Raw genomic sequence first — 26,252 nt, forward strand, 5'->3', positions numbered from 1 at the left:
GTTGCGCGGCGTCAGCGCTTGCGGTCCTGACGGGACTTGAACCCGCGACCTCCGCCTTGACAGGGCGGCGAGCACTCCAACTGCTCCACAGGACCTTGCTGATGTTGCATCCGGCGCGAGCCGGACCGTGCCCCCAACGGGATTCGAACCCGTGCTACCGCCTTGAAAGGGCGGCGTCCTGGGCCGCTAGACGATGAGGGCGGCCCCGCCATCATTGCACACTCGCAACTTCAAGCGGACTTGCTCCCATCCGGCCCCGCCGGAGGCAGGAGAAGCATATGCCATCCCTCCTCGGACGACCAAACCGGTATGGCCGCCCACACACCGGCGAGCGAAGCCGCAGCTCAGCGGTGTTGTCACCGGAGCCGGACGATGCCGTACCGCCGCTTGAGATCGGGGATCAGGCGCCGGCACGCGGCCATGGTCTGGGTTCGGTCGCCGCCCGCGTCGTGCATCAGCACGACCGAACCGTGATGAGCTGCCGACTCCACCCGCGCGATGATCTTCTTCGCCGGCGGGTGGTCCCAGTCCTGCGGATCGACGCTCCAGTGCAGCGGACGCAGGCCCAGTTGCCGGGCGACGGTCAGCTCCTCGGCGGTCCACCGGCCGCCCGGCTGGCGGAACCAGGTGATCGGCGCATCGGGTACGGCGGCGCGGATGGCCCGGTTCGTCCGTTCCAGGTCGGCCTGGATCTCGGCCGCCGGCCGCCGGCCGAGGTCCACGTCGTGCCGCCAACTGTGGTTGCAGAGCTGGTGCCCCTCGCGGACGATCTGGGCCACCAGGTGCGGGTAACGCTTGGCCTGCTTACCGACCAGACAGAACGTGGCGGTGACGTGGGCCGCCCGGAGCTGGGCCAGGATCTGCGGCGTGTAGCGGGGGTCCGGCCCGTCGTCGAACGTGAGCGCCACGCCCGGGCTCCCGCTGCGCCGGTGCAGCCCGGTCGGGAGCTTCTTGGGCAGCGGGCGCAGCGTCGGCTTCGGCTTCGGGGTGGTGCGGCTCGGCTGGGGCTTCGGACTGGGTGTCGGCGTCGACGGCGGCGCGGCCGGGACGGACGGCTGGGCGGTGACCCGTTGGGGGGTCTTGCCCGGGCCGCCGCAGCCGGTGACGATGAGCACCAGGCCGAGGGCGAACGCCAACAGGGTGCGTCGAGGCATCTGTCGCTCCCGGAGGGGGTCGGGTCAGACGGACTTTCCGACCGTAGTGGACGCCACCCCCGGAGCGGGAGTGGGGCCTCAGCCCGCCGTCGACTGATCCAGCGAATCCCGTACGGCCACGGCCAGCGAGAGCGCCTCGGCCAGGTCGACCGGGCGGACCACTCCGGCCGGTAGCGAGTCGGCCCGCCAGCCCGGCCCGGCGGCCAGCACCAGCAGCGGCCGGCGCGGGGCGGCCAGCAGCGCGATGAGCTGGTGCGGATCGGCGGTGGCGCGGATGTGCGACCAGACCACCACGGCCGCCGGCCCGGTCCGGTTGACGGCCTCGACCAGGGCGGGCGTCGGCACCCGGGCCCCGAGCATGCGATAGCTCACACCGATCTCGGCCAGCGCGGCGGCCAGCGCCTCCAGGGGTAGCGAGTGCTGCTCCTCGTCCGCGCAGGAGAGCAGGATCCGAGGCGTTCCGACGGCCGGGTGCGCGCGCGCCACCGAGGCGAACGCCTCGGAGACGCACCGGGACATCAGGTGCTCCACCTCGATCAGACCGGCGGTGGCGGCGTGCCGCTCCCCGATGCCGGCGAGCACCGGCCGGAGCAGCCCCTCCCAGGTCGCCACCACGCCGTCCGCGGCGAGCGAGTCCGCGATGGTGCGGCCGATCGCCACCGAGTCCAGCCGCATGGCGGCCCGGGCCAGGCCACGGGCGACTGGTCCGGCCCGCCCGACCGGGATGGTGGACCCGCCGCCGTCCCGGGCGGTGCTGACGCCGGCCTTCAGGCCGACCCGTTCCGGCGGCGGCACGGCCGGCGCCTGCCGGGCCCAGCGGGCCGCCTCGGCGGGCGACACCCCCTCCACGGTGAGCCGCCGCATGATCTCCAGCCGGGCCAGGTCGGCGGGCGTGTAGCGCCGGTGGTGGCCGGGCACGTGCTCACTGGGGCCGAGACCGTACCGCTGGTGCCAGGTGCGCAGCGTGGTGACCGCCACGCCCAACCGGCGCGCGACGGCCCCCGCGCTCAGCGCCTCATCGGCCACCCGACCGCTCCGGTGCCTCGACGGCGGGCGCGCCCGACCGGGACGATTCGACGGGCCCGCCCGACCGGGCCGGGTCGGCCGGGTGCAGGAGCCGGTTCACCACGCCGCCCAGCCAGGGCGCGTACGACCGGGGGTCGGCGTCGAGGTCGGCGATCACCGCGACCGGATCCACCCAACGCAACTCGGCCACCTCGTCCGGGTCGGGTCGGGTGGGCAGGTCGGCGGGCACGTCGGCGCGCAGCACGTGGTCGTACTCGAACTCGACCCGGCCGGTGGCCGGATCCTCGGCGTAGTAGAGGTACGTCCCCACCTCGGTCAGGCCGACCGGATCGACGCCCAACTCCTCACCGAGCCGGCGGTTGGCGGCGTCGGTCAGCGACTGGCCGGGCAGTGGGTGCCCGCAGCAGGAGTTCGCCCAGCGCAGCGGGAACCGGGTCTTGACCGCGGCCCGCCGCTGGAGCAGGACCCGCCCGGCGGGGTCGACGAGCAGCACCGAGAAGGCCCGGTGCAGCCGGCCGGGCGGCTGGTGGGCGGTGGCGACGGTGGTCTCGCCGATCACCCGGCCACCGTCGTCGACCAGCTCGACCAGGTGCTTCTCCCGCCCGGTCATCGTGTCCGCCTTTCGTTCGCGACTGCGGGGCTCCGCTTCGCTGCGCTCCTCGCGCTCACCGGGACTGCCCGGTGATTCGCGCGGCGGCCAGCTTGCCGCTGATCAGCACCATCGGCACCCCCACGCCGGGCTGAGTCCCGGAGCCGACGAAGACCACGTTGCCCAGCGTGCGGTGCAGGTTCGACGGCCGGAACGGGCCGGTCTGGAAGAGGCTGTGCGCGGCGGCGAACGGGGTGCCGGCGGCCATGCCCTGCGCGGCCCAGTCGGCCGGTGTGACGGTGCGCAACACCTCGATGCCGTCGCCGAAACCGACGTAGCCGCGCTCCTCCAGCGTGGCCACGAGCTGGTCGGCGTAGCGCCCGGTGAGGTCACCGGCCCAGTCGAACGGCGCCCGGTCGAGGTTCGGCACCGGGGCCAGCACGTAGTAGGTGTGCCTGCCGGCCGGGGCCACCGACGGGTCGGTGCGGCTCGGGTTCGTCACCAGCAGCGACGGGTCGGTCATCAGCTCGCCTCGCCGGATCACCTCGTCGAACGTGCCCTTCCAGGCGCGTCCGAAGTGGATGTTGTGGTGGGCGATCTTGCCATAGCCCTGCGTCGAACCGACGTGCAGGACCACACAGGACGGCGAGTAGGTGAGCTTGCGCTGCCGGCTCTCCGGCAGCAGTTCCTGGTAGGCGACGGGCAGGTCCGGGTTGAGTACCACCACGTCGGCCGGGACGAACTCGCCGTCCGAGGTGATCACGCCGGTGGCCCGGCCGTGGGCGGTCTCGACCCGGGTCACCGTGGTGCCGTACCGGATCTGCACGCCGTGCTTCTCGGCCGCGCCGGCCATGCCGCGGGAGACCGCGTGGATGCCGCCGCGCGGGAAGCTGACCCCGGCCACCGAGTCGAGGTACGCGATGACCGTGTAGATGGCCAGCGCGTCGTGCGGCGACAGGCCGGCGTACATCGCCTGGAAGGAGAAGATCCGCTGGGTACGCGGGTCGCGGAAGAACTGGTTGATCTTCGTCTGGAGTCGCCGGAACGCGCCGTTGGCGAACAGCTTCAGCAGGTTGCCGGTGAGCAGGTCGGTCGGCGCGTCGAGGTTGCGCTCGATGAAGTCGGCCCGCTCCCACTTCCACAGGTTGCGCGCGTAGTCGACGAAGCGCAGGTAGCCGTCCGCCTCCCGGGGGCCGCAGACCTTGGCGATCTCGGCGGCCATCCGGGTGGTGTCGGTGATGACGTCGAGCGTCGACCCGTCCGGGTAGTAGGCACGGTAGGCCGGGTCGAGCGGGGTCAGGTCGAGCCAGTCGCCCAGCTCCTCGCCCACCGCGCCCAGCGCCTCGGCGATCAGGTCGGGCATGGTGAGCACGGTCGGCCCGGTGTCGAACTCGTACCCGTCGACGCTGAGCCGGCCGGCGCGCCCGCCGGGCACCGGCTCGCGTTCCAGCACGGTCACCTGACGGCCGCTGCCGGCCAGGTGCAGCGCGCAGGCCAGCCCACCCAGCCCGGCGCCGACCACGACCACCCGGTCGGTCCGTCCGTTCACGGTGCGCATTCCGGCTCCCTTGCTCGTGCTCACGAAGGTGTTCATCAGGACCGCCGCGCGGTGGCGGCGGTGGCGAGGCCGGTCAGCGCGGTGCGCGCGGTCTCGTCGATAGGTGCGGTGTCGAGCGCGGCCAGCGCCTCGGTCACCCGTTCGGCGATCATCCGTTCCACCCCGGCCGCGGCCCCGGTGTCCCGGACCACGTCGGCCAGCCGGCTCACCTCGTGGTCGCCGGTGACCGTGCCGGCCCGGTCCAGGGCGCGGCGCTGGGCCGGGTCGGCGAGCTGCCGGGCCAGCATCAGCAGTGCGGTCGGCTTGCCGGTGCGCAGGTCGTCCCCGGCCGGCTTGCCGGTGGCCGCCGGGTCGCCGTAGACGCCGAGCAGGTCGTCGCGGAGCTGGAACGCCTCACCGACGGCCAGCCCGTAGCGGGTGTACGCGGCGATCAGCGGGCCGTCCGCGTCCGCGCCGCCCAGGCAGGCGCCGAAGAGCAGCGGTCGCTGGACGGTGTAGCTGGCGGTCTTGTAACGGGCCACCCGCAGCGCCCGGTCGACCGACCAGCTCGCCGCGTCGTTCTCGCCGAGCACGTCGAGGAACTGCCCGGCGACCGTCTCCACCCGCATCTGGTCGTAGCAGCGGCGCACGTCGAGCAGCCGGTCCGCGGGCACGGTGGCGTGGGCCATCAGCCGGTCGGCCCAGACCATGCAGAGGTCGCCGATGAGCACGGCCACCGCCTCGCCGTACCGGTCGGGATCGCCGGTGTGCCCGGCGGCCCGGTGCCGCGCGGCGGCGGCGCGGTGTGCGGTGGGCCGGCCGCGCCGGGTGTCGGAGGCGTCCATCACGTCGTCGTGCACCAGCGCGAACGCGTGCAGCAGCTCCAGCGCGGACAGGGCGGGCAGCACCGTGCCGAGCGGCGCGTCGCCGCCGACCACCCCGCGCCAGCCCCAGTACGCGAACGTGGGGCGCACCCGCTTGCCACCGGCCAGCACGCAGTCGCGTGCGGTCGCGGCGAAACCACCCATGGCTGCGTCGATCTCGGTCAGTGAGTCGACTTCGGCGGCCAGGAACGCCGTCAACGTGTCGTCAACGCCCCTGACCAGGTCTTTCGTGAACGCGGCCAGTACGCCGCGGACCGGATCGTCCGTCGCTTCCGGCTGTGCCGGCGCGACGCGGAGCGCATTACCCGCAACTGCGTCGTTGGCCATGTGAGGGAGCGTACCCTAGGGTTACGAGTTGCGTCGATTGCTGCGTCGAAACCGAGGAGGGCCGGTGGACACGGATCTCACCGCTGCCTATGACCGTTGCCGCGAGCTGCACCGGCGTCACGGCCGTACCTACTATCTCGCCACCCGGCTGCTCCCCGCTTGGAAACGGCGGCATGTGCACGCCCTGTACGGCTTCACCCGCTACGCGGACGAGATCGTCGATCGCACCGAGGACCTGCCGCCCGCCGAGCGGGCCGCCAGGCTGCGCGAATGGTCGGACCGGTTCGTCGCCGGCCTGCACGGTGCGTCGGTCGACGACCCGCTGCTCCCCGCCGTGCTGCACACCATCGCCGTGTTCGACCTGGACCGCGCCGACTTCGCGTCGTTCCTGCGCAGCATGGCGATGGACCTGACGGTGATGTCGTACCCGACCTACGACGACCTGCTCGACTACATGGAGGGCTCGGCCGCCGTCATCGGCACCATGATGCTGCCGATCCTGGGCAGCTCCGACCCGGCCGCCGCCCGGGAACCCGCCCGCCAGCTCGGCTTCGCGTTCCAGCTCACCAACTTCATCCGGGACGTCGCCGAGGACCTCGACCGCGGCCGGACCTACCTGCCCGACGAGGACATGGCCAAGTTCGACGTCACCCGCGACGACCTGCTCGCCGCGAAGGCCGCCGGGCGGACCACGCCGGCGATCCGCGAGCTGATCGAGTACGAGGTGACCCGCGCCCAGGCCCACTACCTCGCCGCCGCGCCCGGCATCCCGCTGCTCAACCCCGCCTCGCAGGCCTGCATGCGCACCGCGTACGCGCTCTACGGCGGCATCCTCGACGAGGTCGCCGCCCAGGACTTCGACGTCTTCGTCCGCCGGGCCCTGGTGCCGCAGCGGCGGCGGATGTCGGTGGCCGCCCGGTCGCTGCTCACCCCGACCGGCACGCCGGTGCGGGTGCCCGGCCCGGCGCTCACCCCGGCCCTGGCCGGATGACCGAGCGTACGGCCGTCGTGCTGTTCACCCGCGACCTGCGGGTGCACGACCACCCGGCGCTCGCGGCGGCCGTCTCGGCGTTCGACCGGGTGGTGCCGCTCTACGTGCTCGACCCGACGTTGCAGAAGCTCTCGCCCAACCGCACCCGGTTCCTGCACCAGAGCCTGGCCGAACTGCGCGAGGCGCTCCGCAAGCGCGGCGGCGACCTGGTCGTCCGACGCGGCGACCCGGTGGCCGAGACGGTCAAGCTGGCGCGCCAGGTCGGCGCCGAGGGCATCGGGCTCTCCGCCGACGTGACCCGGTACGCCCACCGCCGGGAACGCCGGCTGCGTGCGGAGTGCGAGCGGCACCGGATGTTCCTCCGGCTCTTCCCCGGGCTCACCATCGTTGAGCCGGGCGCGCTGCGGCCGGCCGGCGGCGACCACTACCGGGTGTTCAGCCCCTACTTCCGCGCCTGGCAGGGCGTGCGGCTCCGGGAGGAGTTGGCCGCGCCGAAGCGGGTCCGGCTGCCCGACGGCGTCGACCCGGGCCGGCTGCCGGAACCGCCGAAGGGCGACAGCCCGGACGCCGCCGAGGGCGGGGAGAGCGTCGCCCGCCGCCGCCTCACCGCCTGGCTGCCCACCCTCGACCGGTACGACGACATCCACGACGACATGGCCGGCGACGACACCTCCCGGCTCAGCCCGTACCTCCGATGGGGTTGCGTCTCCCCGCTGGCGGTGGCGAACCGGGCCGGCGACCGCGACGGGCCGTTCGTCCGGCAGCTCTGCTGGCGCGACTTCTACCACCAGGTCGTCGCCGGTTTCCCGGACCTGTCCACCACCGCCTACCGGCGGGGCGCCCGGGAGGAGTGGCGGGACGACAGCCACGCGCTGGCGGCCTGGACCGAGGGGCGCACCGGGATGCCGATCGTGGACGCCGGCATGCGGCAGATGCGCGCCCAGGGCTGGATGCACAACCGGGCCCGGCTGATCACGGCCGGCTACCTGACCAAGCATCTCGGGCTGGACTGGCGGCCGGGCCTGGACGTCTTCTTCCGCTGGCTGCTCGACGGCGACCGGGTCAACAACTCCGGCAACTGGCAGTGGGTGGCCGGCACCGGCAACGACTCCCGGCCGTACCGGGGCTTCAACCCGGTGCGGCAGGCCGAGCGCTACGACCCGGACGGCGCGTACGTACGGCGCTGGGTGCCGGAGCTGGAGTCGGTGCCGGGCAAGGCGGTGCACCAGCCGTGGCGGCTGCCCGACGAGACCCGTCGGGGCCTCGACTACCCGCCGCCGCTGGACGTCCCCGGCAGCGACCCGGTCTGGATGCGCTGAGCCGAACCCGCGCGTCCCGATCACCTTCCGTGACTTCGGCGTCCGGCCGGACCCTGCCTCCGGTTCCCTTTGCTCTGCAGCCATATCCGCATCGGTAACGGAACGTGGCTGGGCAGCCCGCCCGCGCCGTTCCGGCGCGGCGGCTGAACTGCCTGATGACGACGATGCTGCGCCATTGGCTGCAGAGCAAAGGCGAAAACTGGGAAGGGGTCTTCCCGCCCGGAGGATCACCCTGCGCAACAAGGCTCCGTCGTCACGCTCGGTGGCAAGCGGTCAGAGGCAGGAGTGCAACGCCTCGACCAGTTCGTCCACCCGGTCGTGGTCGGCCAGTCGCGCGGTCGCGTAGGCGAACGTGTAGCCGCGCGCCGGGTCGGCCCAGGCGCTGCTGCCGCCGATGCCGCCCATGCCCCAACTGCCGTCCGGCTCCCACTGCATGCCGAGCGTCCAGTGCGCCGTCCGGTCCAGCACCAGATCCGGGCCGGCGTACTGCACCCGGGTCGCCTCGGCCACCAGGTCCGCACCGAACAGCCGGATCCCGTCGAGGATGCCGCCGGCGAGCAGACCCGCGTAGAACCGGGCCAGCCCGGACGCGGTGGCGTGCAGGTTCACCGCCGGGATCTCCGCGGCCCGCCACGCGTCGCCGTTCACCACGGCGACGTCCCGCCCGCCCGGCGGGTTGTCCAGCGCCCGGGCCCGCAGCGAGCCGGGCTCACCGCGCGTCCGGTCCGGCCAGCCCGGATCGCCGTACGACAGGTCGGCGCACCGCCGCCGGTCGGCCGGGCCCAGTCCGAAGGCCAGATCCAGCCGCCACGGGCCGGCGATCTCCTCGGCCAGGAAGCGCCCCACCGACCGCCCGTCCACCCGGCGGACCAGCTCACCCACCAGGTGCCCGTACGTCCAGGCGTGCTCGCCCGCGACGGTGCCCGGCACCCACTCGGGCTCGGCCGCGGCCAGGTCGGCGCAGAGCAGCTCCCAGTCGGTGACCGCCTCGGCGGGTCGGGGCACCGGGAAGGCCGGCAACCCGGCGGTGTGGTCGAGCACCTGCCGCACGGTGGCCGGGGCACGGAACCCCGGCCAGTACGCGGACACCGGCGCGTCCAGGTCGACCCGACCCCGGTCGACGAGCAACAACAGGCAGCACGCCACCACCGGCTTGCCCACCGAGTAGACGTCGACGAGCGTGTCCGGCCGCCATGGCCGATCCGCCCCGACGGGCGGCGTCACCGCACCGGGCGGTACGGCCGCGCGGCTGCCGCCCACCAGCTCCAGCACCGGTGTGCCGTCGTGCCAGACGGACAGCGCCGCGCCGGTCTCCCGGCCGGCGGTGAACAGGTCGTGGAAGCAGTCCCGGACCGGGGCGAAACGCGCGTGCATCCGGTCACGGTAGGCCGTCGCACTCATGACCGGCGGAGGAATTCCGGCCGGGTCCGGTGGTCGGCGCCCCCGGCCGTGCGGAATGCTGGCGGGATGGCAGAGCCGGAACTGGTGGACGTGGTCGTGGTCGGGCTCGGCGTCGGCGGCGAGGAGGTGGCCGGGCGGCTCGCCGAGGCCGGCCTCGACGTGGTCGGCATCGAACGGGACCTGGTCGGTGGCGAGTGCCCCTACTGGGGGTGCGTGCCGAGCAAGATGATGATCCGGGCGGCCAACGCGTTGGCCGAGGCGCACCGGGTGAACGAGCTGGCCGGGTCCGCGCAGGTGCGCCCCGACTGGGCGCCGGTGGCGAAGCGGATCCGGGAGGAGGCCACCGACACCTGGGACGACAAGGCGGCGGTGGACCGCTTCACCGGCAAGGGCGGCCGGTTCGTACGCGGCAGCGGCCGACTCGACGGCCCGAACCGGGTACGCGTCGGCGACCAGGTCTTCGAGGCCCGCTACGGGGTGGTGCTCGGCACCGGCACCCGGCCCTCGATCCCGCCGGTCGACGGGCTGGCCGACACGCCGTACTGGACCAACCACCAGGCCATCGAGGTCGAGGAGCTGCCGGGCACGATGCTGGTGCTCGGCGGCGGCGCGATCGGGCTGGAACTGGCCCAGGTGTTCGCCCGGTTCGGCGTGCGGGTCACCGTCGTCGAGGCCGGCGACCGGGTGCTCGCCGTCGAGGAACCGGAGGCGTCCGCGCTCGCCGCCGACGCGCTGCGCGCCGACGGGGTGGAGATCCACACCGCGGTCAAGGCCGGCCGGGTCAGCCACGACGGCGACGAGTTCACCGTCCACGGCGACGGCGTTTCGTTCCGCGGCGAGAAGCTGCTGGTGGTGACCGGCCGCCGGGCACACCTGGAGGAGTTGGGGCTGGACACGGTCGGCGTGGACGCCAACCAGCGCTACCTGCCGGTCAACGACCGGATGCACGTCACCGAGGGCATCTGGGCGGTCGGCGACCTCACCGGCGAGGGCGCGTTCACCCACATCGCGATGTACCAGGCCGGCATCGTGGTGGCCGACGTGCTCGACCACATGCGGCGTACCCGGGGCGGGCCGGACGCCAGCGGCACCGCGAGCGTGGTCGGCGGCGCAGCCGGCGTGGTCAGCGCCGTCGGCGGTGCGATGAGCGCGGGCGGGTCGACGGTCGCGCCGGGCAGCGTCCCGGTCGCCGACTACCGGGCGCTGCCCCGGGTCACGTTCACCGACCCCGAGGTGGGCGCCGTCGGCCTCACCGAGCAGCAGGCCCGCGACCGGGGCATCAACGTCCAGATCGGCTACACCGACCTGACCTCGTCCACCCGGGGCTGGATCCACAAGACCGGCAACGCCGGTTTCATCAAGCTGGTCGCCGACGCCGACCAGGGCGTGCTGGTCGGCGCCACCTCGGCCGGCCCGGCCGGCGGCGAGGTGCTCTCCGCGCTGCTGGTGGCCGTGCACGCGGCGGTGCCGATCAGCCAGCTCCGGCACATGATCTACACGTACCCGACGTTCCACCGGGCCATCGAGGACGCGTTGCGCAACCTGAAGTGACGCCTCAGCCGGCCGGCGCACCGTGCCGGCCGGCACCGGCGGCGAACCGGCCGGCGCCGCGCACCCCGTCGACCGCGAGCGACTCCGTGCCGTAGGCCAACTCCACGGCGAGCGCCTCCGGCTCGGGCCGGCCGGCGCCGTCGAGCAGCGCCGCCCGGTCGTTGCGCAGGCAGGTCTGCGGGTGCCGGGCGATCCCGGCGGCCAGCCGCTCGGCCTCCGCCCGGGCCGCACCGGGCGGGACCAGCCGGTTCACCAACCCCATCGCGTACGCCTCGTCGGCCGGCACCGGCCGCCCGGTGAGGATCAGGTCCATCGCCCGGCTCTCCCCGATCAGCCGGGGCAGCCGGACCGTCCCGCCGTCGATCAACGGCACCCCCCACCGACGGCAGAACACGCCGAGTGTCGCGTCCGACTCGGCGACCCGCAGGTCGCACCAGAGCGCCAGCTCCAGGCCGCCGGCCACCGCGTACCCGGAGATCGCGGCGACGACCGGCTTGGACAGGCGCATCCGGGTCGGGCCCATCGGACCGTCGCCCTCGGCCTCGACCCGGTTGCCGCGCGCCGTGCCGATCGCCTTGAGGTCGGCGCCCGAGCAGAACGTGCCGCCCGCGCCCCAGAGCACGGCGACCGCCGCGTCCGGGTCGGCGTCGAACGCGCGGAACGCGTCGGCAAGTGCCCGGGCGGTCGGCCCGTCCACCGCGTTACGGGCCTCCGGCCGGTCCAGAATCACCGTGGTCACGCCCGCAGCGTGCTCGACGCGCACCCCCATCGCCCCAGCATGCCCGCGCCGGTGCCGGGCACGCTACTACTTGATCGCGCCGGGTGGGGCCAGCCAGCGCATCGGCTGGCCGGTGACCGCGCCCACCTGGTCGAAGTCCCGGTCGTAGTGCAGCAGCGAGAGCCCGTGATGTTCGGCGGTGGCGGCGATGAGCAGGTCGACCGCACCGGCCGACCGGTGCTTCCCCCGTGCCGTCAGTTCGAGCTGCGTCTCCGCCGCACGCTCGTAGACCCGGTCGGGGATCGTCACCCATCCGAAGACGGTCCGGAGCTGATCCGCCAGTTGCGCGCGGTCGGCGACGGACCGGGCGGTGTAGAGGAATTCCAGTTCGACGAGTGGACAGACGGCGACCAGCCCGGCGGTCACCGTCTGCTCCCACCGGTCCAGCACTTCCGGGTCACGAAGTAGCCGGACGAGGGCGCTGGTGTCGATCAGGTAGTCGGCGAGCTTCACGAGCGGTAGTGCCCCTTGTCGAGCAGCTCGTCAAAGTCGCCCGCCTGTCCACGGCCGGCCAGTTCGGCCAGGGCGCGGGCGCGGCGGAGGCGGGCCGCGCCCTCGCGCAGAGCCACGTTGACCGTGTCCTTCTTGGTCTTGGTACCGAACGCCCGGGCCGCGTCCGCCAGTGCCTCGTCGTCGACGTCCACCAGGATCTTGGTCATATCGCCCCCTATATACGACCGGCCGTTGCAGTATATCCAGGATGTCGTCCGCCCCGGCCAGATCCGGTCAGGGTTTTGCCCGGCGTCCGGTTTGGGGGCTCTGCTGCCGGGAAGTCGGAACAGGTGCGCGAACTACTGACGAAGCTCGAACAGGCCGCAGGGCTCGACCGGGTCGGCGACCGGGTCCAGCGCGTCGTGCAGGGCACGCTGCGCTCGCAACGCGTCCGGGACGCGCTGCACGGCGTCTGGCTGGGCCATCCGCTGCACCCCGCCATGGTGCAGGTCCCGGTCGGCGCGTGGATCTCCGCCGCCGTGGTGGACCTGATGCCCGGCCAGCGCCGGGCCGCCACCGCGTTGGTCGGGCTCGGCACGGTCAGCGCGTTGCCGGCGGCGGTCGCCGGGTGGAACGACTGGGCGGCGCTCTCCCGGGACCAGCGGCGGATCGGGCTGGTGCACGCCGGGGCCAACATCGTCGGCCTCACGCTCTACGCCGGCTCGCTGGCGGCCCGACTGAACGGGCGGCACGGCCTCGGCCGGGCGCTGGCCTACCTGGGGCTGTCCGCGGCCGGCGGCGGTGCGTACCTGGGTGGGCACCTCGCCTACAAGCAGGGGGCCCAGGTCAGTCAGAGCGTCTCCGATCTGCACCTGATCGGTGAGGGCTGGCACCCGGTGGGCGACCTGAACAGCCTGCCGCAGCGCGAACTGGTCACCCGGGAGATCGACGACGTCTCGGTGATCCTCTACCGGCACGGTGACGACGTCACCGTGATGTTGGAGCGCTGCCCGCACCAGAGCGGCCCGCTCGGCGAGGGCGAGGTGCGGCAGATCGACGGCCATGCCTGCGTGGTGTGCCCATGGCACGGCAGCGCGTTCCGCCTCAACGGCGGCGAGGTGGTGCACGGCCCGGCCGCCAACGACCAGGTCGTGCTGCCCACCCGCGTGGTCTCCGGCCGGGTCGAGGCCCGGCTGCCCTGATCCCGGGCCGGCACACCGCCTCAGTCGCGGCGGTGCCGTCCGTTGCCCAGCGCGCGGGCCGCTACCGGCCGGCGGCGCAGCCCGAGGACGGCGCCGATCTGGGCGCCCACGATGCTCGCCACCGCCAGCACCGCCGAGATGGCCAACGGGCGGTTGATGCCGTCCTCGGCCGTGGCCCGGGACGCGCCCGCCGCCATGGCCGGCGGCTGCCCCTCCGGCGCCTCCACCGTGGGCGTGGTGTCCCGCGCCGGCGTGTGCGGTGCGGGCTTCGGCTTCGGCTTCGGCGCCATCGCGGACGTACCGCCCCCGTCGGGCTTCGCCGGGGCGGGCTTCGCCGGCGTCACCACCAGCCGGCCGGCGGCGTGCCGGCGGGCCCCCTCGTCCACCGCGCCGCCGGGCAGTTCGAGCAGCTGGCCGGGGCGGATCCGGTCCGGGTCGGCGAGCCGGTTCAACCGGGCCAGCTCCCGGTAGCGGTCGAAGTCGTCCAGGTAACGGTCGGCCACCTCGCCCAGGTAGTCGCCCTTCGCCACCCGGTACACCGCCGGGCCGGTGGCGTCCGGTGCGGCAGGCGTCGGCGTCGCGACCTGCGGTGCGGTGTACGCCGTGGTGACGGCCGGCGCGGCGACCACCGGTTGCGGCGCGGCCAGCGTCGCGGCGCTGGCCGCGGCCGGGCTCGCCGCCAGGATCAGCGCCACGGAGCCGACCAGCGCGGCGGCGGCCCGCTGCTGGCGGTGCATGCCGGGCAGCTTCGGCGCGGGTCGGCGCAACGCCGACGCGAGCAGTTCCACCACGACCGAGAACGCGAACGTGGCCCAGCCGAACCAGCCCACCACGGCCAGCGCCCGCAGGAAGAGCTGCCCGTCGTCGCGGCTGGTCAACGCCGTACCCACCTCGGCCAGGGTGGGCAGGTGGTCGGGCAGCGGGTTGCCGGCGAAGGCCAGCAGGGCGACCGGTCCGCCGGCCAGCAGCCCCACGAGCACGACGAGAGCGCCGAGCCCGGTGAGAACCTGGCCGGCGCGGTGGACGGCGGAGCGTCGGGGTGCACCCATGGCGGCCTTCCCTTCCTACGGTCCGGTGAGCGCCCGAGCGGTGGCCTCACCGGTGACGGTGGCGGTCTTCTGCACGCCGAAGAGCCCGATCAGGTCCCGGCGGTAGGTGATCCGGACGCGTACCCGGATCTGGGTCTCGAGGCCGACCACGGGGAAGTCGACGTCGTGGCCACCGACCCCACCCGCGGCGCTGAGGTAGTCGGCGACGGCCTTACGGGCGGCGACCTGGTCGATCCGCTTCGGACCGCCCTCGATGGCGCTCGCGCGGTCGATCATCTGACCGCCGCTGCGGGCCGCCTCGGCGGCCAGGTTGTCGGCGCGTTGCAGCGTCCGGAGCTGCCCGGCGCCGTCGTAGGCGAGGCTGACGACGGCCAGCACGCCGGTCATCGCCACGGCCAGGAACAGGCTCACCCGGCCGCTCTCCGCCCCGCGCCGGCCGGTCATCCGCGGCTCCGGTAGGTGTCCAGCGGCGAGGTGAAGCGCGCCGCGACCGTCTTGCCGCCCGGCACCCCGGGCAGACCGGGCGCGCGCAGGTCGTCGAAGGAGACGGTGCAGGTGACCGTCACCGTGACGGTCGCCGGCACGCCGGCCGCGCTCCGGTACGCGGTGGCGAAGGTGGTCTCCTGCCCGGCCACCGACCCGCTCAGGTCCAGCCTCGGCGGGGCGGTGCAGCGCAGGCCGGACCAGTTGAGCTGGTCGCGGGCCGCCTGCTCGGCGGCCTTCTCGCCGGCGCGGGCGTCGCGCGCCAGGGAGGCGGCCCGGGCGGCGTCGTGCGCGGCGGACTCCACCGCCTCGTCGGCGACGGCGGTCCGGCCGGCGACCCCGGCGAGCACCATCAGCCCGATGAAGGCGGGGGCGAGCACCGCCACCTCGATCGAGACGGAACCGCGGTCCCGACGTGCCGGCCTCATCCCGTGGTCCAGCGTTCGGCGGGACCGTGCGCGGTCTGCGTGACCTCGAAGTCGACGCCCGGGACGACCGACAGGGAGCGCCCGCGCACCGTGCAGGTGACGTCGACGGCGGTCTCCACGCAGGTCGGTCCGTTCTTGTCCCAGCCGACCAGCCAGTCGCCGGAGCGGCGCAGGAACGTGATCGCCTGCGCCCGGCCGGCGTCCGGCCCGGCGTCGAACGTGCGTTGCGCGTTCACCCCGGTCTGCGCCGCGTTGAGCGCGGTGGACCGGGCGACGAACCAGACGCCGACCTGGATCGAGCCGAAGAGCAGCACCAGGATGGCCGGCATCATCACGGCCAGCTCGACCGGGTTGGCGCCCCGCTCGCGCCCGCCCGCGTCGAGGCGGGCGCGCAGCGTGGCGGCGATCCGCCCCGGACCGCGCGGACCGGGCCGACCGGCGGGTGCCGGTCGGCTCCGGGCCGTACGGGCGGGGTGGGAGATCACGGCGCGGTGTTGTTCGGGATGGCGTTCATCCAGTTGTTCGCCTTGGTCAGAGCGAGCGTGGTGACCGCCATGGCCACCGCGACCAAGCCAAAGATGATCACGGCGGTCGGGACCGGGCTGTCGCCGCGCTCGCTGTCCCCGCGTAGTTCAGCGAGGCGGGTGCTCACCGTCGCGTAGAGGTAGGCGTAGAGGTGCATGGTCTTCTCCTTCTCGGGGGTGGGGTTCACAGGCGGGCGAGGAACGGATAGACGGCGAATCCGAGCAGGACGAAGACCAGCAGCGATCCGGGAATGTCCAACTTGCTGGTCACCCCCTCGGCGCGGGTCAGGTTGTCGGTACGGATCTGGTCGCGCAGCGAGTCGGCACGGGACCGCAACGTCTCGTGCACCTGGGCGCCCTCACTGCCGGAGGAGCGCATGATCGCGCCCACGTCACCCAGCTCCGGAATGCCGATCCGGTCCGCCAGCTCCTGCAACTCGTCCCACGGCGAGTGCATCTGGAGCTGGGCGAGCCGCAACGCCTCCCGGATCCGGTCGAACACCCAGCCGTCGCAGACCGCCGCCGCGCGTTCCAGCGACTGCACCGGGCCGTGCGCGGCGGAGAGTTGCAACGCCACCAGGTCGAGGTAGGTGCAGACCGCCTGGCGGAACTCGTCCCGGGCGGCGTCCGCCCTGGCCAGCACCGCGCGGTGCGCGACCAGGCCGGCGAGCAGCGCCATGCCGAGGCTGGCCACCACCGGCACGGCCACCGGCAGGGAGATCCCGCCCAGGAAGAGCACGGCCGAGAGGACTGCCGGCGTGACGAACCCGATCAGCGCGGAGAGCAGCACCGACAGGGCGTACTGCTCGGGGGTCTGGTCGAGCAGGGCGAGCTGCCGGGTCGGCGGGCGCAGCCAGCGGGCGAAGCCGCCGAGCCAGTCCGGCCCCGCGCCGGCCGTCGGGGCCTGACCGGGCGGCTGGTGCAGCCGGCGCAGCGCCGGGCCGAGCGCCGGGGTGGCCGGGAGCGCCTCGCGGACCACGAGGAAGAGACCGAGCCCGACCGCCGATCCGCCCAGCACCGCCACCGCGAGCTGCCAGTTGAGGATCACTATGCGATCGCCTCCTCCGGGTCGGGCGCCGGCAGGAAACGCGCCGGGCGGGGCGGCTGGCTCATCGACCGCACCCAGGCCAGCAGGCCGATGAAGGCCGCGCCGAGCACCGCCATCACGAGCTGGCCGGTGAGCGTGCCGTAGGGGCGGATGTAGTCGCTGTTCACCAGCCCGTACGCCAGCGTGGCGAGCGTCATGCCGGTGAGGAAGCGGACCGCGAACCGGGGCTGGGTCCGCTTCGCCTCGACCTCGCGCCGGGTGGCCACCTCGGCGGACGCGGCGCCGGCGATCGAGCGGAGCACGTCGCCGAGGCGCTCGCCCCGGTCGGTGAGGTGCAGGATCAGCGCGGCCACCACCTGATCGGCGACCGGGTCGGCGATCTCGTCGGCGAACGCCAGCAACGCGGACTTGGCCAGCCAGCCGGCCTGGAGGCGGGCGGCCAGCGTGCGTACCTCCTCCTGGATCTCCTCCGGCGCGGTGGTGATGGTGCCGACGATGGCCTGCTGGAGCCCTTGCCCGGTGGCCGAGATGTCCTTGAGTCGCCGGGTCCACTCGCCGACCGCCTCGATCCGGGCGATGGCCCGTTGCTCGGCCCGGCCGACCGCGAACAGCCACGGCACCCCGGGCACCGCGAGCGCCACCAGCAGGCCCACCACCGGCAGCCCGGTGAGCAGGAACGCCACCGCGCCGGCCGCCACCGCGCCGCCCAGCAGGAGCTGGTGGCGTCGCTGGTCGGCGCGACCGGTCCCGGCGCCGGTCCAGAGCCGGCTCAGACCCGGCCCGGCGCTGCCCGGCGTCGACCCCGGTGGCCGGCGGGTGCCGACCAGCGCGACCACGGCCAGCACCAGCCCGGCCACGCAGGCCGCGCCGGAGACCAGCGCGATCAGCTCGATCTGCGTCACGCCTGCCCTCCGTTCGGCCGGCGCCCGAGGCGGGTGTGTCGGGGCCGCCGCCAGGCGCCGACGCCGGCCTCGACGAACCGGGTGAGCAGCCGGGCGTCGTAGCCGACGCGCAGCAGTTGGTCGCGGATCCGCTCCGGCAGGTGGCGGGGGACCGCCCGGCCGTCCGGCCCCGGGCCGAAGACCGTGGTGGTGGTGATCCGGTTGCCCTCGCCGACGCCGATGACCTCCTCGACGTGCGAGACGAAGCGGTGCTTGCGGCCACCGATCGCGGTCTCGTCCTCGACCGTGACGTAGACGATCAGGTCGAGCGCGTTGCCGGCCATCCGGCGGGCCTGGTCGACGGTCATCTCCCGGCCGTGGGAGAGCGCCAGCTCGATGATCCGTTCGCTCACCCCGGCCGGGGTACGGGCGTGGATGGTGCACATCGACCCACGACTGGTGGTCATCGCCTGGAGCATCGGCACGATCTCCCGGGACCGCACCTCGCCGACGATGATCCGCAGCACGCCCATCCGCAGCGACACCGGGATCAGGTCGGCGATGCTCACCTCACCGGCCGGTCGCCCGTCCGCGCCGCGTTCGCCGTGCCCCTCCCGGGACTCGAAGCTCATCACCGCCCGGTGCTTGTGCCCGCGCCGGGCCGGCAGCAGTTCCCGGCTCTCCTCCAGCAGCACGTACGGCTCGTCGGCCGGGATGTCGTCCATCAGCGCCCGGATGACAGTGGTCTTGCCGGCCCCGGCCAGCCCGGCGACCATGATGTTCAACCCGGCGCGCATGGACGCGCGGAGGAAGTCGCGCAGCAGCGGATCGATCATCTCGTCCAGGTCGGGGCGGGCGCCGGCGATGTCCTCCAGGCTCACGTCAAGCGTGTTGTGCTTGCGGATCACCGCGTACGGGCGGTGGCTGACCAGGAAGACCGCGGCGAGCCGGCTGCCGTCGGGCAGTTGCAGGTCGAGCGTGGGCTTGGAGGTGGAGAGCGACCGCTCGGTGGCCCCGGCCCGGCGGGCCGCCGCCTGGAGGATCTCCACCAGTTCGTCGTCCGTCTCGGCGATCGGCTCGGCCCAGTCGACGCCGCCGCCGTGCCGGGTGATGCGCACCTGGTCGCAGCCGAGGATGTGCACCTCCTCGATGGTGTCGTCGACGAGCAGCGTCTGGAGCCGGCCCAGCCCGACCAGTTCGGCGGTCACCTGGTCGAGCAGCAGCCGTTCCGCGTCGGCGGGCATCGGCGTGCCGGCCCGGCGCACCGAGTCGGCGTACGCGGAGACCACCGCGACCGCCAGTCGGGCCCGCTCGACCTCCTCGGCGTCGGCGTCGAACTCCTGACCGCGCTGCCAGTGGGTGAGTCGTTCGCTCAGTTCCCGGCGCAGCTCGCGGACGACCGCGAAGTCGACCCGGGGACGGGGTGGCGGGGCGGGCGGTGCGGCGGGGAGCGCCGGGCCGGCCACGTGGTGCCGTCCGTTCGGCGGCGCCAGCGGCGGGACCGTGGAGACGACGCCGGGTTGCTGCCCGCGCGGGTCGTGCGAGACCGGCTCAAACCGCACCGGGCACCCCCGGCGCGGTCGGCGCGCTGACCGCTGCCGCGGCGGTCACGCCGGGCCAGGACAGCCGGGCCCGACGCCGGTCGAGCAGCGCCCGGACCGGCACCTCCAACGCGCCGGCCGCGCGCATGAGCGGCCGGTTGGCGCGTACGGTGCCGCCGCGGCCGAGCACCTCGGCGGTACGCGGGTCGTGCGGCAGGCGGGCGATCACCGGCAGTCGCAGCGCCTTGCTGATCTCGCTGGTGCCGTGCCCGTCGCCGACCACCAGCAGGCGCAGGTTGCCCGGCGGGACGCGGTGCTCGGTGAGGTCCCGTTCGATCGCCCGGACCGCGGCCCGGGTGGCGGAGAGGTCGGGCAGGTGCGCGCGGGTGACCAGCAGCACCACCGCGGCGGCTCGCAGCAGCGGCCAGGGTGGACCGGCGACCGCCAGTCGACCGCAGTCGACAAGCACGTCGTAGGGGGGCACGCCGCGTTCCAGCCCGGTGAAGTAGTCGGCGAAGCGCTGCCAGAGCGGGACCACGCTGCCGGCCTGGGCCGGGTCGACCACGCCGGGCAGCAGCAGCCGCTCGCGTCGGGGCGCGTCCAGGTCGACGAGCTGGGACCAGAACGTGCTCTCCAGGCTGCCGTCGCGCAGTTCGCCGACGGCCAGCTCGCCGATGCCGCGCGGGCCGTCGAGCGCGCCGCCGAGGTAGCCGGCGAGGATGGAGCCACCCGACGGGTCGCACTCGGCCAGCACGAGCCGGCGGTGCCAGCTCAGCGCGGCGGCCAGCGTGGTGGTGGTGACGCCGGGCGAACCCTTCGCCGAGACCAGGGCGATGATCGCCATCAGGCCGCCTCGGTGAGCACGAGCGCGATCCGGTCGTCCGCGGCCAGCACCACCACCGCCGGCACGTCCCGGACGGCCAGCGCCAGGTAGACCACCACGTCGCCGTTCTCCGGCGTGGCGGTGTCGATCACGGTGGCCGCGAACCGGGTGCCGCCGCCCCGGGCCGCGTCGGAGCCGCTGGTGCCGGCGGTCGGCGTGCTGACCAGCAGCACCTTGTCGCCGGGGTGCAGTTCGCGGGCGGGTACCTGGTCGGCCGCCAGTCCCAGCGCGATCTGCTGCTGGCCGGGGCCGAGCAGCGGGGCGTCGGTGAGTTGGGCCGGGGTGAGCAGCGTGCCGGGGGTGAGCCGCACGGCGGCCCGCAGGCCGAGCAGTTCCTTCATCCGGTCGGCCGGCACCGGCCGCAGCTCGCGCCCGCCGGAGACGCGGACCGGCACCAGGTCGTCGGCGGTGAGCTGCTGACCCACCTCGACCGGCCGGGCGACCGCCAGGTAGCTGCCGGTGGACCGGACCGAGGTGACCGCGAACGCCGCGCCCAGCCCGCCGAGCGCGATCAGCAGGATGGCCAGGCCGAGCAGGCCGGGCCGGATGCGTCGCTGCCGGACCACCTTGGGCGGCGCCACCGGCGCCTCCACCGGGGTCCCGTTCCGGGCCGCCACAACACTCATCGGGTCACCACCTGGAGTTCGTTGATCTGCACCGGGACGACACCGCTGACCCGGCTCTGGTCGATCACGCCGCTCTCCCCGCCGCTGGACGACCAGTCGACGGTCCAGAACGTGGTGGCGTAGACCTGGTACGTGTCGGCCTTGGAGTAGCCGTTGGGCAGGCCGCAGTCGGGTGACGGGGCGCCGGCGTGCGGCCCGTCCGCCTGGTACGGCGTGCCCGGTCCGTCGCAGGTGACGTCGAGGTCGTCGGCCATGTGCCAGACGATCCGCTTCACCTCGGCGGTGATCGTGACGGTGAGGCCCCGCTCCGACGCGGAGGCGGTCAGCGGCCCGAAGTAGGACTTGCCGGGGCTGGCCCACATCCAGACCGGCAGCCCGACCAGCCCCGGCCCCTTGCTGCGCCGGGGCGCGACCGCCGCCCGGGGCGGCAGCAGCGAGATCGAGGCCAGCGCGCGACGAGCCAGCTCCTCCGGGTCGGGTGGGGTGCCGTAGCCGCCCGGCGGCGCGTCGAGCAGCACGTTTCCCTGCTGGCCGGTGGCGCCGCCGACGCAACTGGCGGTGTACCACTGCTTGCCGTCGGGTGCGGGGAGTTGGGGCTCGGTCAGCTTGTAGTAGCAGCCGTCGCTGTTGTTGAACCAGCCCATCACGTCGTCGTAGCACTTGACGACCTGGCCGTTCCACTGGCACTTCGCGGTGCCTCCGCCGCTGCTGCCGCCGCCGTCGTTGCCGCCGCCGCCCGGCCCGCCGCCGCCGCCCGGGACGCCCGGGTCGTCGTCCCAGACGTCGCAGTTGGTCTGGTCGGGTGGGCAGGAGCCGCCCGGGTCGGCGGCGCGGGCGGGGGAGCCGGCCAGCGTCAGCACCGCCACCAGGCCGGCGACGAACCACCGGCGGGGCGCCCCGACCCGGTCGGCCGGGACGCTCCCTCCTCCCCAGGTCAGCACGGCTGGTCCCGGTGCGCGGCGCCGGAGTTGATCAGCCACCGGCCGTCCGGATAGCGGGCCGCGGTCGCGGTGGCGAGATACCGTCCGCTCCGGGTGCCGGGCACCGGCTTGCCGTCCTTGGCGTAGACCAGCCGGTAGCCGGTCGCGTCCAGGCAGTCCTGGATCTCGACGGTGGGCGTTTCGGCGGCCAGGTCGACCGAGACCACCGTGGGGGTGGAAACCAGTTTTCCGGTACGCATCGCGCCGTGCTCCTTCGCGTCACGAATTGCCAACCGAACCTGGGTCAGCAGCGGGTCGGCCAGAAATCGACCGAGGGCGGGATGGCTGGGATCGCTGCGGGCGCTCGCCGCCCGGGACGCGGCGAGATAGCCGGAATAGGCGGTGAGTGCCGCTTTTTCGGCCGCTTTCTCCTCGGCGGTGGAATGCGCGGCGGGCGCGGCGGCGCGGCCGGTCAGTGGGCCGGTGGTCGCCTCGGGCCCGGTGCCGCAGCCGGCGGCGCCGACCGCCAGCACGAGGCTGAGCAGGCCGCCTTCCCATCGGCGGGATTGCCATGTGCGCAACGCCGAGCCCTCCTCGGTGCCGGCCCGGTGCGGTCGCGCGGAGCGCTCCGGGCATGCGGAAGCACGCCCGGATCTGTCGGACCGGACCTCGACCGCCACCGTGTGCATTTACCTGTGCTGATCTTCGTCAAATGTGGAAGTGATGTCTCCGGTCCGCCTCCGACGCCATTGAGCGGGGGTTGCGTCGTACCCAAGGGGCGAGCATAGGCTGACGTCCGCCGATGCAACAGAGGCAATTCACGTGAACACGTTGAGTGAAGACGGGTGGTGGCGGCCGGTGGCGTTCCGGACGGTGACGAGCGGGTCCTCCCCGGCCTCCCCGACAGTCGGTGTGCGCTCACCCGCACCCGTCCACCCGCCCGCGCCGGCCGGCCGCCGCGCCACCGGTATGGGTGGGGTGCACCCCGCTCGTCCGATCCGTCCCGCCGGCCGGCCACGCCCGGCACCCATCGCCGGCACCGGCCGCTCCGGGGCCCCGCCGGACGCCATTTTCCGCGCCATCCGCCACACGCCGATCAACGTGACGTCACTCTGCGTGCTCCGCAGGGGAACCACCGGCAACCGGACGGGGGAGCCGGCATGACCACCGAACGGGTCCGCCACCCCGACCCGCCGGCCGTCACCCGCCGCCCGCTCGTCCGGCTGTTGGCCACCCTCGCGATCGGGCCGCCGGTCCGGCTGGCGGTGGCCCGCTACGCCGTACCGCCGGACCGCCCGGACCGGACGGCGTGCGACGCCTGCGGCACGCCGATCGGGCTGGACCGGCCGTGGCCGGCGCTCGGGCCGGCGGCCCGCTGCCCCGGCTGCCGGGCACGGATCGGCGCGCCACCGGCCGTGGCGGAGGTGGCGCTCGCGGTCGCCGTCGCGGTGCTGGCGTTGGCCGGCGGGCTGCCCGGCGCGCGTCTGGCGCTGGCCTGGTGGCTCGCCTGGGCGGTGCCGATGGCGCTTGTGGACGCCGCGGCGCACCGGCTGCCCGACCGGCTGACCTGGCCGGCCGCCGCCGGCACCGCGGTGCTGCTCGGGGCGACCGCGCTGGCCGGGCCCGGCCCGGCACCCTGGGTACGGGCCGTCGCGGCCGGGCTGGCGCTCGGCGCCGGCTTCGCGGCCACCACCGTGCTGTTAGGCCGGCGCGGTTTCGGCCTCGGCGACGCCAAGCTGGCCCTCGGCGCGGGCGCGCTGCTCGGCTGGTACGGCTGGCCGGTCCTGGTGGCCGGGCTGGTGCTCGCGGTCACCCTGGCCGCGCTGGCCGGGCTGGTGCTGCTCGCCGCCCGGCGGGTCCGCTGGCGCAGTCACCTGCCGTTCGGGCCGTTCCTCATCCTCGGCACCGCCGCCACGCTGGTGCTCACCACCGCAGGCGGGTAAGGACGGGCCCCCGCTCAACGCCTCCGGTAGAGAAGGGGCCCCGCCTAACGCTCCGTGCCCCGGTCGCCCGGCGGCTGGGCCGGTACGCCGGACATCCGCTCGACGATCTTCTCCAGCGCCTCGAACGCGTACGCCCAGTTGTGGCACTTGAAGCTGCGCAGCCCGGTGATCGGGGTGCGACAGTCGGCACAGTGGACACCGGGCACCGCGTCCGGCACCTCGGTGTTGACGTACTTCCGCTCGCCGAGCACCACCCGCGCGATCATCGCCGTGTCGTGCACCCGGTGCAGCGCGGACGAGACGATGTCGTACCAGGTCACCCGGCGTCCGCACGTGGGGCAGTCCGGCTCGTCGCCGCTGACCCACAGCGGCGCGCCGATGCTGTGCGCCGGGAGGTTCAGCAGCCGCTCCATCCGGCGTACGTCCGACTCGGGGGTGGTCCACCGGTGCCGCCCCGGTAGCGAGGCGGGCGAGTCGTAGACGGCGCGGAACAGCACCGGGTCGACCTCCACGGTCTGCCGCCGATCGGTCATCGGTACCTCCTGGGAACAACGGGTCAGCGTTTCGTCGCCCAGGGTGCTACACATCAGGGCGTGACGGCTGCTGAAACGCGACCCAACGTGGCCCGGATGTACGACTACTACCTGGGCGGATGCCACAACTTCGCGGCCGACCGGGCCGCCGCGGAGGAGATCCTGAAGATCTTTCCGGACACCGGCGTGGCGGCCCAGACCAACCGCGCCTTCCTGCGCCGGGCCGTGCGGTGGGCGGCCGAGCGGGGCGTACGCCAGTTCCTCGACGTCGGCGCCGGGCTGCCCACCCAGGGCAACGTGCACGAGGTGGTCCGCGCGGTGAACCCGGACGCCCGGGTGGTCTACGTGGACACCGACGAGGTGGCCGTCGCGTACGCCCGGCGGTTGCTGCCCACCGACGGCGGTCGCACCGTGGTGGTCCGCGGTGACCTGCGGCGGCCCGACGAGCTGCTGGCCGACCCGACGCTGCGCGCGACGCTCGACCTCCGCGAACCGGTGGCGCTGCTGCTGGTCGCGGTGCTGCACTTCGTGCCCGACGCGGACGACCCGTGGGCGGCCGTGGCCCGGCTGCGCGACGCCACCGCGCCCGGCAGCCTGCTCGCGTTGTCGCACCTGACGCTGGACGGCGCGCCGCCGCTGCCCGCGCGGGCCGGCACCGAGGTCTACCGGCGCAGCAGCGCGCCGCTGGTGCCCCGCACCCACGCCGACGTGGCCCGCTTCCTCGACGGGTACGACCTGGTCGAGCCCGGTCTGGTCCGGCTGGCCGACTGGCGGCCGGACGGCGAGCCGCGAGCGGCGGTGTCGCACGGTTACGGCGGGGTGGGCGTGCGTCGCTGACCTCCCGACGCTATCCAAGTTAGCAAGCATCGGGCATCTGCGGTATCGGTCGACGAACCGATGAACGCGGTGGGAAATCCTCGTTAGATTCGCCGAGCTGATCTGACGGGGAGGTCACCGGTGTCCATTGTGCCCACAATCGAAAAGCGAATTCCGCCACTGGTCCGGCGAGGACTCGTGCCGGAAACGCGACCACAGCGCATTCTCGCGCTGGCGACGTTCGTCAACATGATCGGCAGCGGCGTCTTCATGGTCACCGCCGCGCTGTTCTTCACCCGCGTGGTCGGTCTGCCGCTGGCCCAGGTCGGCCTCGGCATGGGCGTCGCCGCCGGTGCCGGCCTGCTCGCGGGCGTACCGGTGGGGCATCTCGCCGACCGACGCGGGCCCCGGGAGGTCTACCTGGGCATGCTCGTGATCCAGGGCGCGGCGATGGGCGCGCTGCTTGTCGTCCGCAGTTTCTGGCTGGTCCTGGTGGCGCTCTGCGTCGGTGAGTTGGCCCGTTCCGCCGGGGGTGCGGCGCGGGGACCACTCGTTCGCGGAATCGGCGGCGACGACCTGCCGAGATATCGCGCGTACCTGCGCTCGGTCGCCAATCTGGCCGGCAGTTGCGCCGCGATCGCGACCGGGTTCGCCGTGCAGTTCGACAGCCGCCCGGCCTACCTGGCGCTGGTGCTGGCGAACGCGCTCAGCTTCGTCGCCGCCGCGGCCGTGGTCGCCGCCCTGCCGGCACTGCCGCCGGTGCCCGCACCGCCACGCACCAACCGCTGGGCGGTCCTACGCGACCGGGGGTACGTGGCCGTCACCGTGCTGGACGGCGTCATGTCGATCCACCACCAGGTGCTGCTCTTCGCGCTGCCGCTGTGGATCGTCGGGCACACCGACGCGCCCCGCTGGCTGGTCGGCGCGACCGCCCTGGCCAACACCGCGCTCGTGGTGCTGCTCCAGGTACGAGCGAGCCGGGGCGTGGACAGCAGCGACGCGGCCGGTCGGGCCGTACGCCGGGCCGGGGTGGCCTTCCTCGCCGGGATGGCGGTGGTCGCCGCGACCGCCACGCTGCCCACCTGGCTCGCCGTCGCCGGCATCGGGCTCGGCGTCTGCGTGCACACCGTCGGCGAGCTGTGGCACACCGCCGGCTCGATGGAGCTGCGTTTCAGCCTGGCCCCGGCGCACGCGCAGGGGCAGTACATGGGCCTGTTCGGGTTCGGCGCCGGGCTGGCGAACGTGGTGGCGCCGACCGTGCTGGCGTTGTGCTGCATCACCTGGGGCGCGCCCGGCTGGCTGCTGCTCGGCGGCGTGTTCCTGGTGGTGGGACTGGTGACGCCGGAGGTGGTGCGCCGGGCGGAGCGGAACCGTCCGGCGTGACGC

29 protein-coding genes and 2 tRNA genes are annotated in these 26,252 nt (G+C 74.2%); 7 read left to right on the forward strand and 24 right to left on the reverse strand.

Annotated features, from left to right (window positions below; all coding sequences use genetic code 11):
• Positions 1-21: 21 nt before the first annotated feature.
• The 7 genes from ACLQ2W_RS03145 to ACLQ2W_RS03175 form a co-directional block, all read right to left on the reverse strand.
• Positions 22-95: transfer RNA gene (locus ACLQ2W_RS03145), tRNA-Asp, on the reverse strand.
• Positions 96-128: 33 nt separating this feature from the next.
• A tRNA-Glu gene (locus tag ACLQ2W_RS03150) sits at positions 129-201 on the reverse strand.
• Positions 202-356: 155 nt separating this feature from the next.
• The gene (locus ACLQ2W_RS03155; RefSeq protein WP_425785141.1) at positions 357-1,154 is read right to left on the reverse strand and encodes a polysaccharide deacetylase family protein; all 798 of its coding nucleotides are present in this window, start codon (positions 1,152-1,154) and stop codon (positions 357-359) included.
• A 78-nt stretch (positions 1,155-1,232) separates the two neighbouring features.
• Entirely contained in the window at positions 1,233-2,180 is a 948-nt protein-coding gene (locus tag ACLQ2W_RS03160; protein WP_425785142.1) for a MerR family transcriptional regulator, read from the reverse strand.
• On the reverse strand, positions 2,170-2,790 hold the full coding sequence (gene idi, locus ACLQ2W_RS03165) for an isopentenyl-diphosphate Delta-isomerase (RefSeq protein ID WP_425785143.1): 621 nt from the start codon (positions 2,788-2,790) through the stop codon (positions 2,170-2,172). The genes ACLQ2W_RS03160 and idi overlap by 11 nt, the downstream gene beginning before the upstream one ends.
• A 55-nt stretch (positions 2,791-2,845) precedes the next feature.
• Entirely contained in the window at positions 2,846-4,327 is a 1,482-nt protein-coding gene (gene crtI / locus ACLQ2W_RS03170; RefSeq protein ID WP_281933521.1) for a phytoene desaturase family protein, read from the reverse strand.
• A gap of 35 nt (positions 4,328-4,362) precedes the next feature.
• Positions 4,363-5,517: a polyprenyl synthetase family protein gene (locus tag ACLQ2W_RS03175; protein WP_425785144.1), complete on the reverse strand. Its 1,155-nt coding sequence runs from the start codon at positions 5,515-5,517 to the stop codon at positions 4,363-4,365.
• Between the two features lie 64 nt (positions 5,518-5,581).
• Between ACLQ2W_RS03175 and ACLQ2W_RS03180 the strand changes: the two genes are divergently transcribed.
• Both ACLQ2W_RS03180 and ACLQ2W_RS03185 read left to right on the forward strand, forming a co-directional pair.
• Positions 5,582-6,508, forward strand: a complete 927-nt coding sequence (locus ACLQ2W_RS03180) for a phytoene/squalene synthase family protein (RefSeq protein ID WP_425785145.1) — start codon at positions 5,582-5,584, stop codon at positions 6,506-6,508.
• Positions 6,505-7,827, forward strand: a complete 1,323-nt coding sequence (locus ACLQ2W_RS03185; RefSeq protein ID WP_425785146.1) for a cryptochrome/photolyase family protein — start codon at positions 6,505-6,507, stop codon at positions 7,825-7,827. The genes ACLQ2W_RS03180 and ACLQ2W_RS03185 overlap by 4 nt, the downstream gene beginning before the upstream one ends.
• Positions 7,828-8,100: 273 nt before the next feature.
• Here ACLQ2W_RS03185 and ACLQ2W_RS03190 read toward each other — a convergent pair whose 3' ends face one another.
• Complete coding sequence (locus ACLQ2W_RS03190) at positions 8,101-9,201, reverse strand: serine hydrolase domain-containing protein (RefSeq protein WP_425785147.1); 1,101 nt, start codon at positions 9,199-9,201, stop codon at positions 8,101-8,103.
• A gap of 93 nt (positions 9,202-9,294) precedes the next feature.
• Between ACLQ2W_RS03190 and ACLQ2W_RS03195 the strand changes: the two genes are divergently transcribed.
• Positions 9,295-10,779 (forward strand): dihydrolipoyl dehydrogenase family protein, encoded by a 1,485-nt coding sequence (locus ACLQ2W_RS03195; RefSeq protein ID WP_425785148.1) that lies wholly within the window; start codon positions 9,295-9,297, stop codon positions 10,777-10,779.
• A gap of 4 nt (positions 10,780-10,783) precedes the next feature.
• Here ACLQ2W_RS03195 and ACLQ2W_RS03200 read toward each other — a convergent pair whose 3' ends face one another.
• Genes ACLQ2W_RS03200 through ACLQ2W_RS03210 form a run of 3 tightly spaced genes read right to left on the reverse strand, consistent with a single transcriptional unit; the run spans position 10,784 to position 12,216 of the window.
• Positions 10,784-11,548, reverse strand: coding sequence for a crotonase/enoyl-CoA hydratase family protein (locus ACLQ2W_RS03200; protein ID WP_405091938.1), 765 nt, complete (start codon positions 11,546-11,548; stop codon positions 10,784-10,786).
• A 36-nt stretch (positions 11,549-11,584) separates the two neighbouring features.
• A complete protein-coding gene (locus ACLQ2W_RS03205) occupies positions 11,585-12,010 on the reverse strand; it encodes a PIN domain nuclease (protein ID WP_425785149.1) in 426 nt (141 codons plus the stop codon).
• Positions 12,007-12,216, reverse strand: coding sequence for a type II toxin-antitoxin system VapB family antitoxin (locus tag ACLQ2W_RS03210; protein WP_357304141.1), 210 nt, complete (start codon positions 12,214-12,216; stop codon positions 12,007-12,009). Before ACLQ2W_RS03210 ends, ACLQ2W_RS03205 begins: the two co-directional genes overlap by 4 nt.
• A 123-nt stretch (positions 12,217-12,339) precedes the next feature.
• Here ACLQ2W_RS03210 and ACLQ2W_RS03215 point away from each other — a divergent pair, with 123 nt between their 5' ends.
• Positions 12,340-13,191, forward strand: a complete 852-nt coding sequence (locus ACLQ2W_RS03215) for a Rieske 2Fe-2S domain-containing protein (protein ID WP_425785150.1) — start codon at positions 12,340-12,342, stop codon at positions 13,189-13,191.
• A gap of 20 nt (positions 13,192-13,211) precedes the next feature.
• Here ACLQ2W_RS03215 and ACLQ2W_RS03220 read toward each other — a convergent pair whose 3' ends face one another.
• The 12 genes from ACLQ2W_RS03220 to ACLQ2W_RS03275 all read right to left on the reverse strand — a co-directional run bounded on the left by ACLQ2W_RS03220 (position 13,212) and on the right by ACLQ2W_RS03275 (position 22,155).
• Positions 13,212-14,240, reverse strand: a complete 1,029-nt coding sequence (locus ACLQ2W_RS03220) for a LysM peptidoglycan-binding domain-containing protein (protein WP_425785151.1) — start codon at positions 14,238-14,240, stop codon at positions 13,212-13,214.
• A 15-nt stretch (positions 14,241-14,255) separates the two neighbouring features.
• Positions 14,256-14,684: a hypothetical protein gene (locus ACLQ2W_RS03225; RefSeq protein WP_425785152.1), complete on the reverse strand. Its 429-nt coding sequence runs from the start codon at positions 14,682-14,684 to the stop codon at positions 14,256-14,258.
• On the reverse strand, positions 14,681-15,151 hold the full coding sequence (locus ACLQ2W_RS03230; protein WP_405091943.1) for a TadE/TadG family type IV pilus assembly protein: 471 nt from the start codon (positions 15,149-15,151) through the stop codon (positions 14,681-14,683). The genes ACLQ2W_RS03225 and ACLQ2W_RS03230 overlap by 4 nt, the downstream gene beginning before the upstream one ends.
• Entirely contained in the window at positions 15,148-15,558 is a 411-nt protein-coding gene (locus ACLQ2W_RS03235; protein WP_425786001.1) for a TadE/TadG family type IV pilus assembly protein, read from the reverse strand. Before ACLQ2W_RS03235 ends, ACLQ2W_RS03230 begins: the two co-directional genes overlap by 4 nt.
• A 74-nt stretch (positions 15,559-15,632) precedes the next feature.
• Entirely contained in the window at positions 15,633-15,833 is a 201-nt protein-coding gene (locus ACLQ2W_RS03240) for a hypothetical protein (RefSeq protein ID WP_425785153.1), read from the reverse strand.
• Positions 15,834-15,859: 26 nt separating this feature from the next.
• The gene (locus ACLQ2W_RS03245) at positions 15,860-16,720 is read right to left on the reverse strand and encodes a type II secretion system F family protein (protein WP_425786002.1); all 861 of its coding nucleotides are present in this window, start codon (positions 16,718-16,720) and stop codon (positions 15,860-15,862) included.
• Positions 16,721-16,722: 2 nt separating this feature from the next.
• The gene (locus ACLQ2W_RS03250; RefSeq protein WP_425785154.1) at positions 16,723-17,625 is read right to left on the reverse strand and encodes a type II secretion system F family protein; all 903 of its coding nucleotides are present in this window, start codon (positions 17,623-17,625) and stop codon (positions 16,723-16,725) included.
• On the reverse strand, positions 17,622-19,166 hold the full coding sequence (locus tag ACLQ2W_RS03255; protein WP_425785155.1) for a CpaF family protein: 1,545 nt from the start codon (positions 19,164-19,166) through the stop codon (positions 17,622-17,624). The genes ACLQ2W_RS03250 and ACLQ2W_RS03255 overlap by 4 nt, the downstream gene beginning before the upstream one ends.
• Complete coding sequence (locus ACLQ2W_RS03260) at positions 19,156-19,989, reverse strand: ParA family protein (RefSeq protein ID WP_405091949.1); 834 nt, start codon at positions 19,987-19,989, stop codon at positions 19,156-19,158. Before ACLQ2W_RS03260 ends, ACLQ2W_RS03255 begins: the two co-directional genes overlap by 11 nt.
• On the reverse strand, positions 19,989-20,654 hold the full coding sequence (locus ACLQ2W_RS03265; RefSeq protein WP_405091950.1) for an SAF domain-containing protein: 666 nt from the start codon (positions 20,652-20,654) through the stop codon (positions 19,989-19,991). The genes ACLQ2W_RS03260 and ACLQ2W_RS03265 overlap by 1 nt, the downstream gene beginning before the upstream one ends.
• Positions 20,651-21,595 (reverse strand): hypothetical protein, encoded by a 945-nt coding sequence (locus tag ACLQ2W_RS03270; protein WP_425785156.1) that lies wholly within the window; start codon positions 21,593-21,595, stop codon positions 20,651-20,653. Before ACLQ2W_RS03270 ends, ACLQ2W_RS03265 begins: the two co-directional genes overlap by 4 nt.
• Positions 21,589-22,155 carry a hypothetical protein gene (locus ACLQ2W_RS03275; protein ID WP_425785157.1) on the reverse strand — a complete coding sequence of 189 codons (567 nt, stop codon included), beginning with the start codon at positions 22,153-22,155 and terminating at the stop codon, positions 21,589-21,591. Before ACLQ2W_RS03275 ends, ACLQ2W_RS03270 begins: the two co-directional genes overlap by 7 nt.
• Positions 22,156-22,734: 579 nt before the next feature.
• Here ACLQ2W_RS03275 and ACLQ2W_RS03280 point away from each other — a divergent pair.
• Complete coding sequence (locus tag ACLQ2W_RS03280) at positions 22,735-23,517, forward strand: prepilin peptidase (protein WP_425785158.1); 783 nt, start codon at positions 22,735-22,737, stop codon at positions 23,515-23,517.
• 44 nt (positions 23,518-23,561) lie between these two features.
• Here ACLQ2W_RS03280 and ACLQ2W_RS03285 read toward each other — a convergent pair whose 3' ends face one another.
• Positions 23,562-24,050 (reverse strand): hypothetical protein, encoded by a 489-nt coding sequence (locus ACLQ2W_RS03285; protein ID WP_425785159.1) that lies wholly within the window; start codon positions 24,048-24,050, stop codon positions 23,562-23,564.
• 60 nt (positions 24,051-24,110) lie between these two features.
• On the opposite strand from ACLQ2W_RS03285, the gene ACLQ2W_RS03290 reads away from it, so the two are divergent.
• Positions 24,111-24,887 (forward strand): SAM-dependent methyltransferase, encoded by a 777-nt coding sequence (locus ACLQ2W_RS03290; protein ID WP_425785160.1) that lies wholly within the window; start codon positions 24,111-24,113, stop codon positions 24,885-24,887.
• A 177-nt stretch (positions 24,888-25,064) separates the two neighbouring features.
• Positions 25,065-26,249 (forward strand): MFS transporter, encoded by a 1,185-nt coding sequence (locus tag ACLQ2W_RS03295; protein ID WP_425785161.1) that lies wholly within the window; start codon positions 25,065-25,067, stop codon positions 26,247-26,249.
• The last annotated feature ends 3 nt before the right edge of the window (positions 26,250-26,252 follow it).

Source organism: Micromonospora sp. DT227 (assembly GCF_049841835.1).
In the GTDB taxonomy this organism is placed as follows: Bacteria; Actinomycetota; Actinomycetes; order Mycobacteriales; family Micromonosporaceae; genus Micromonospora.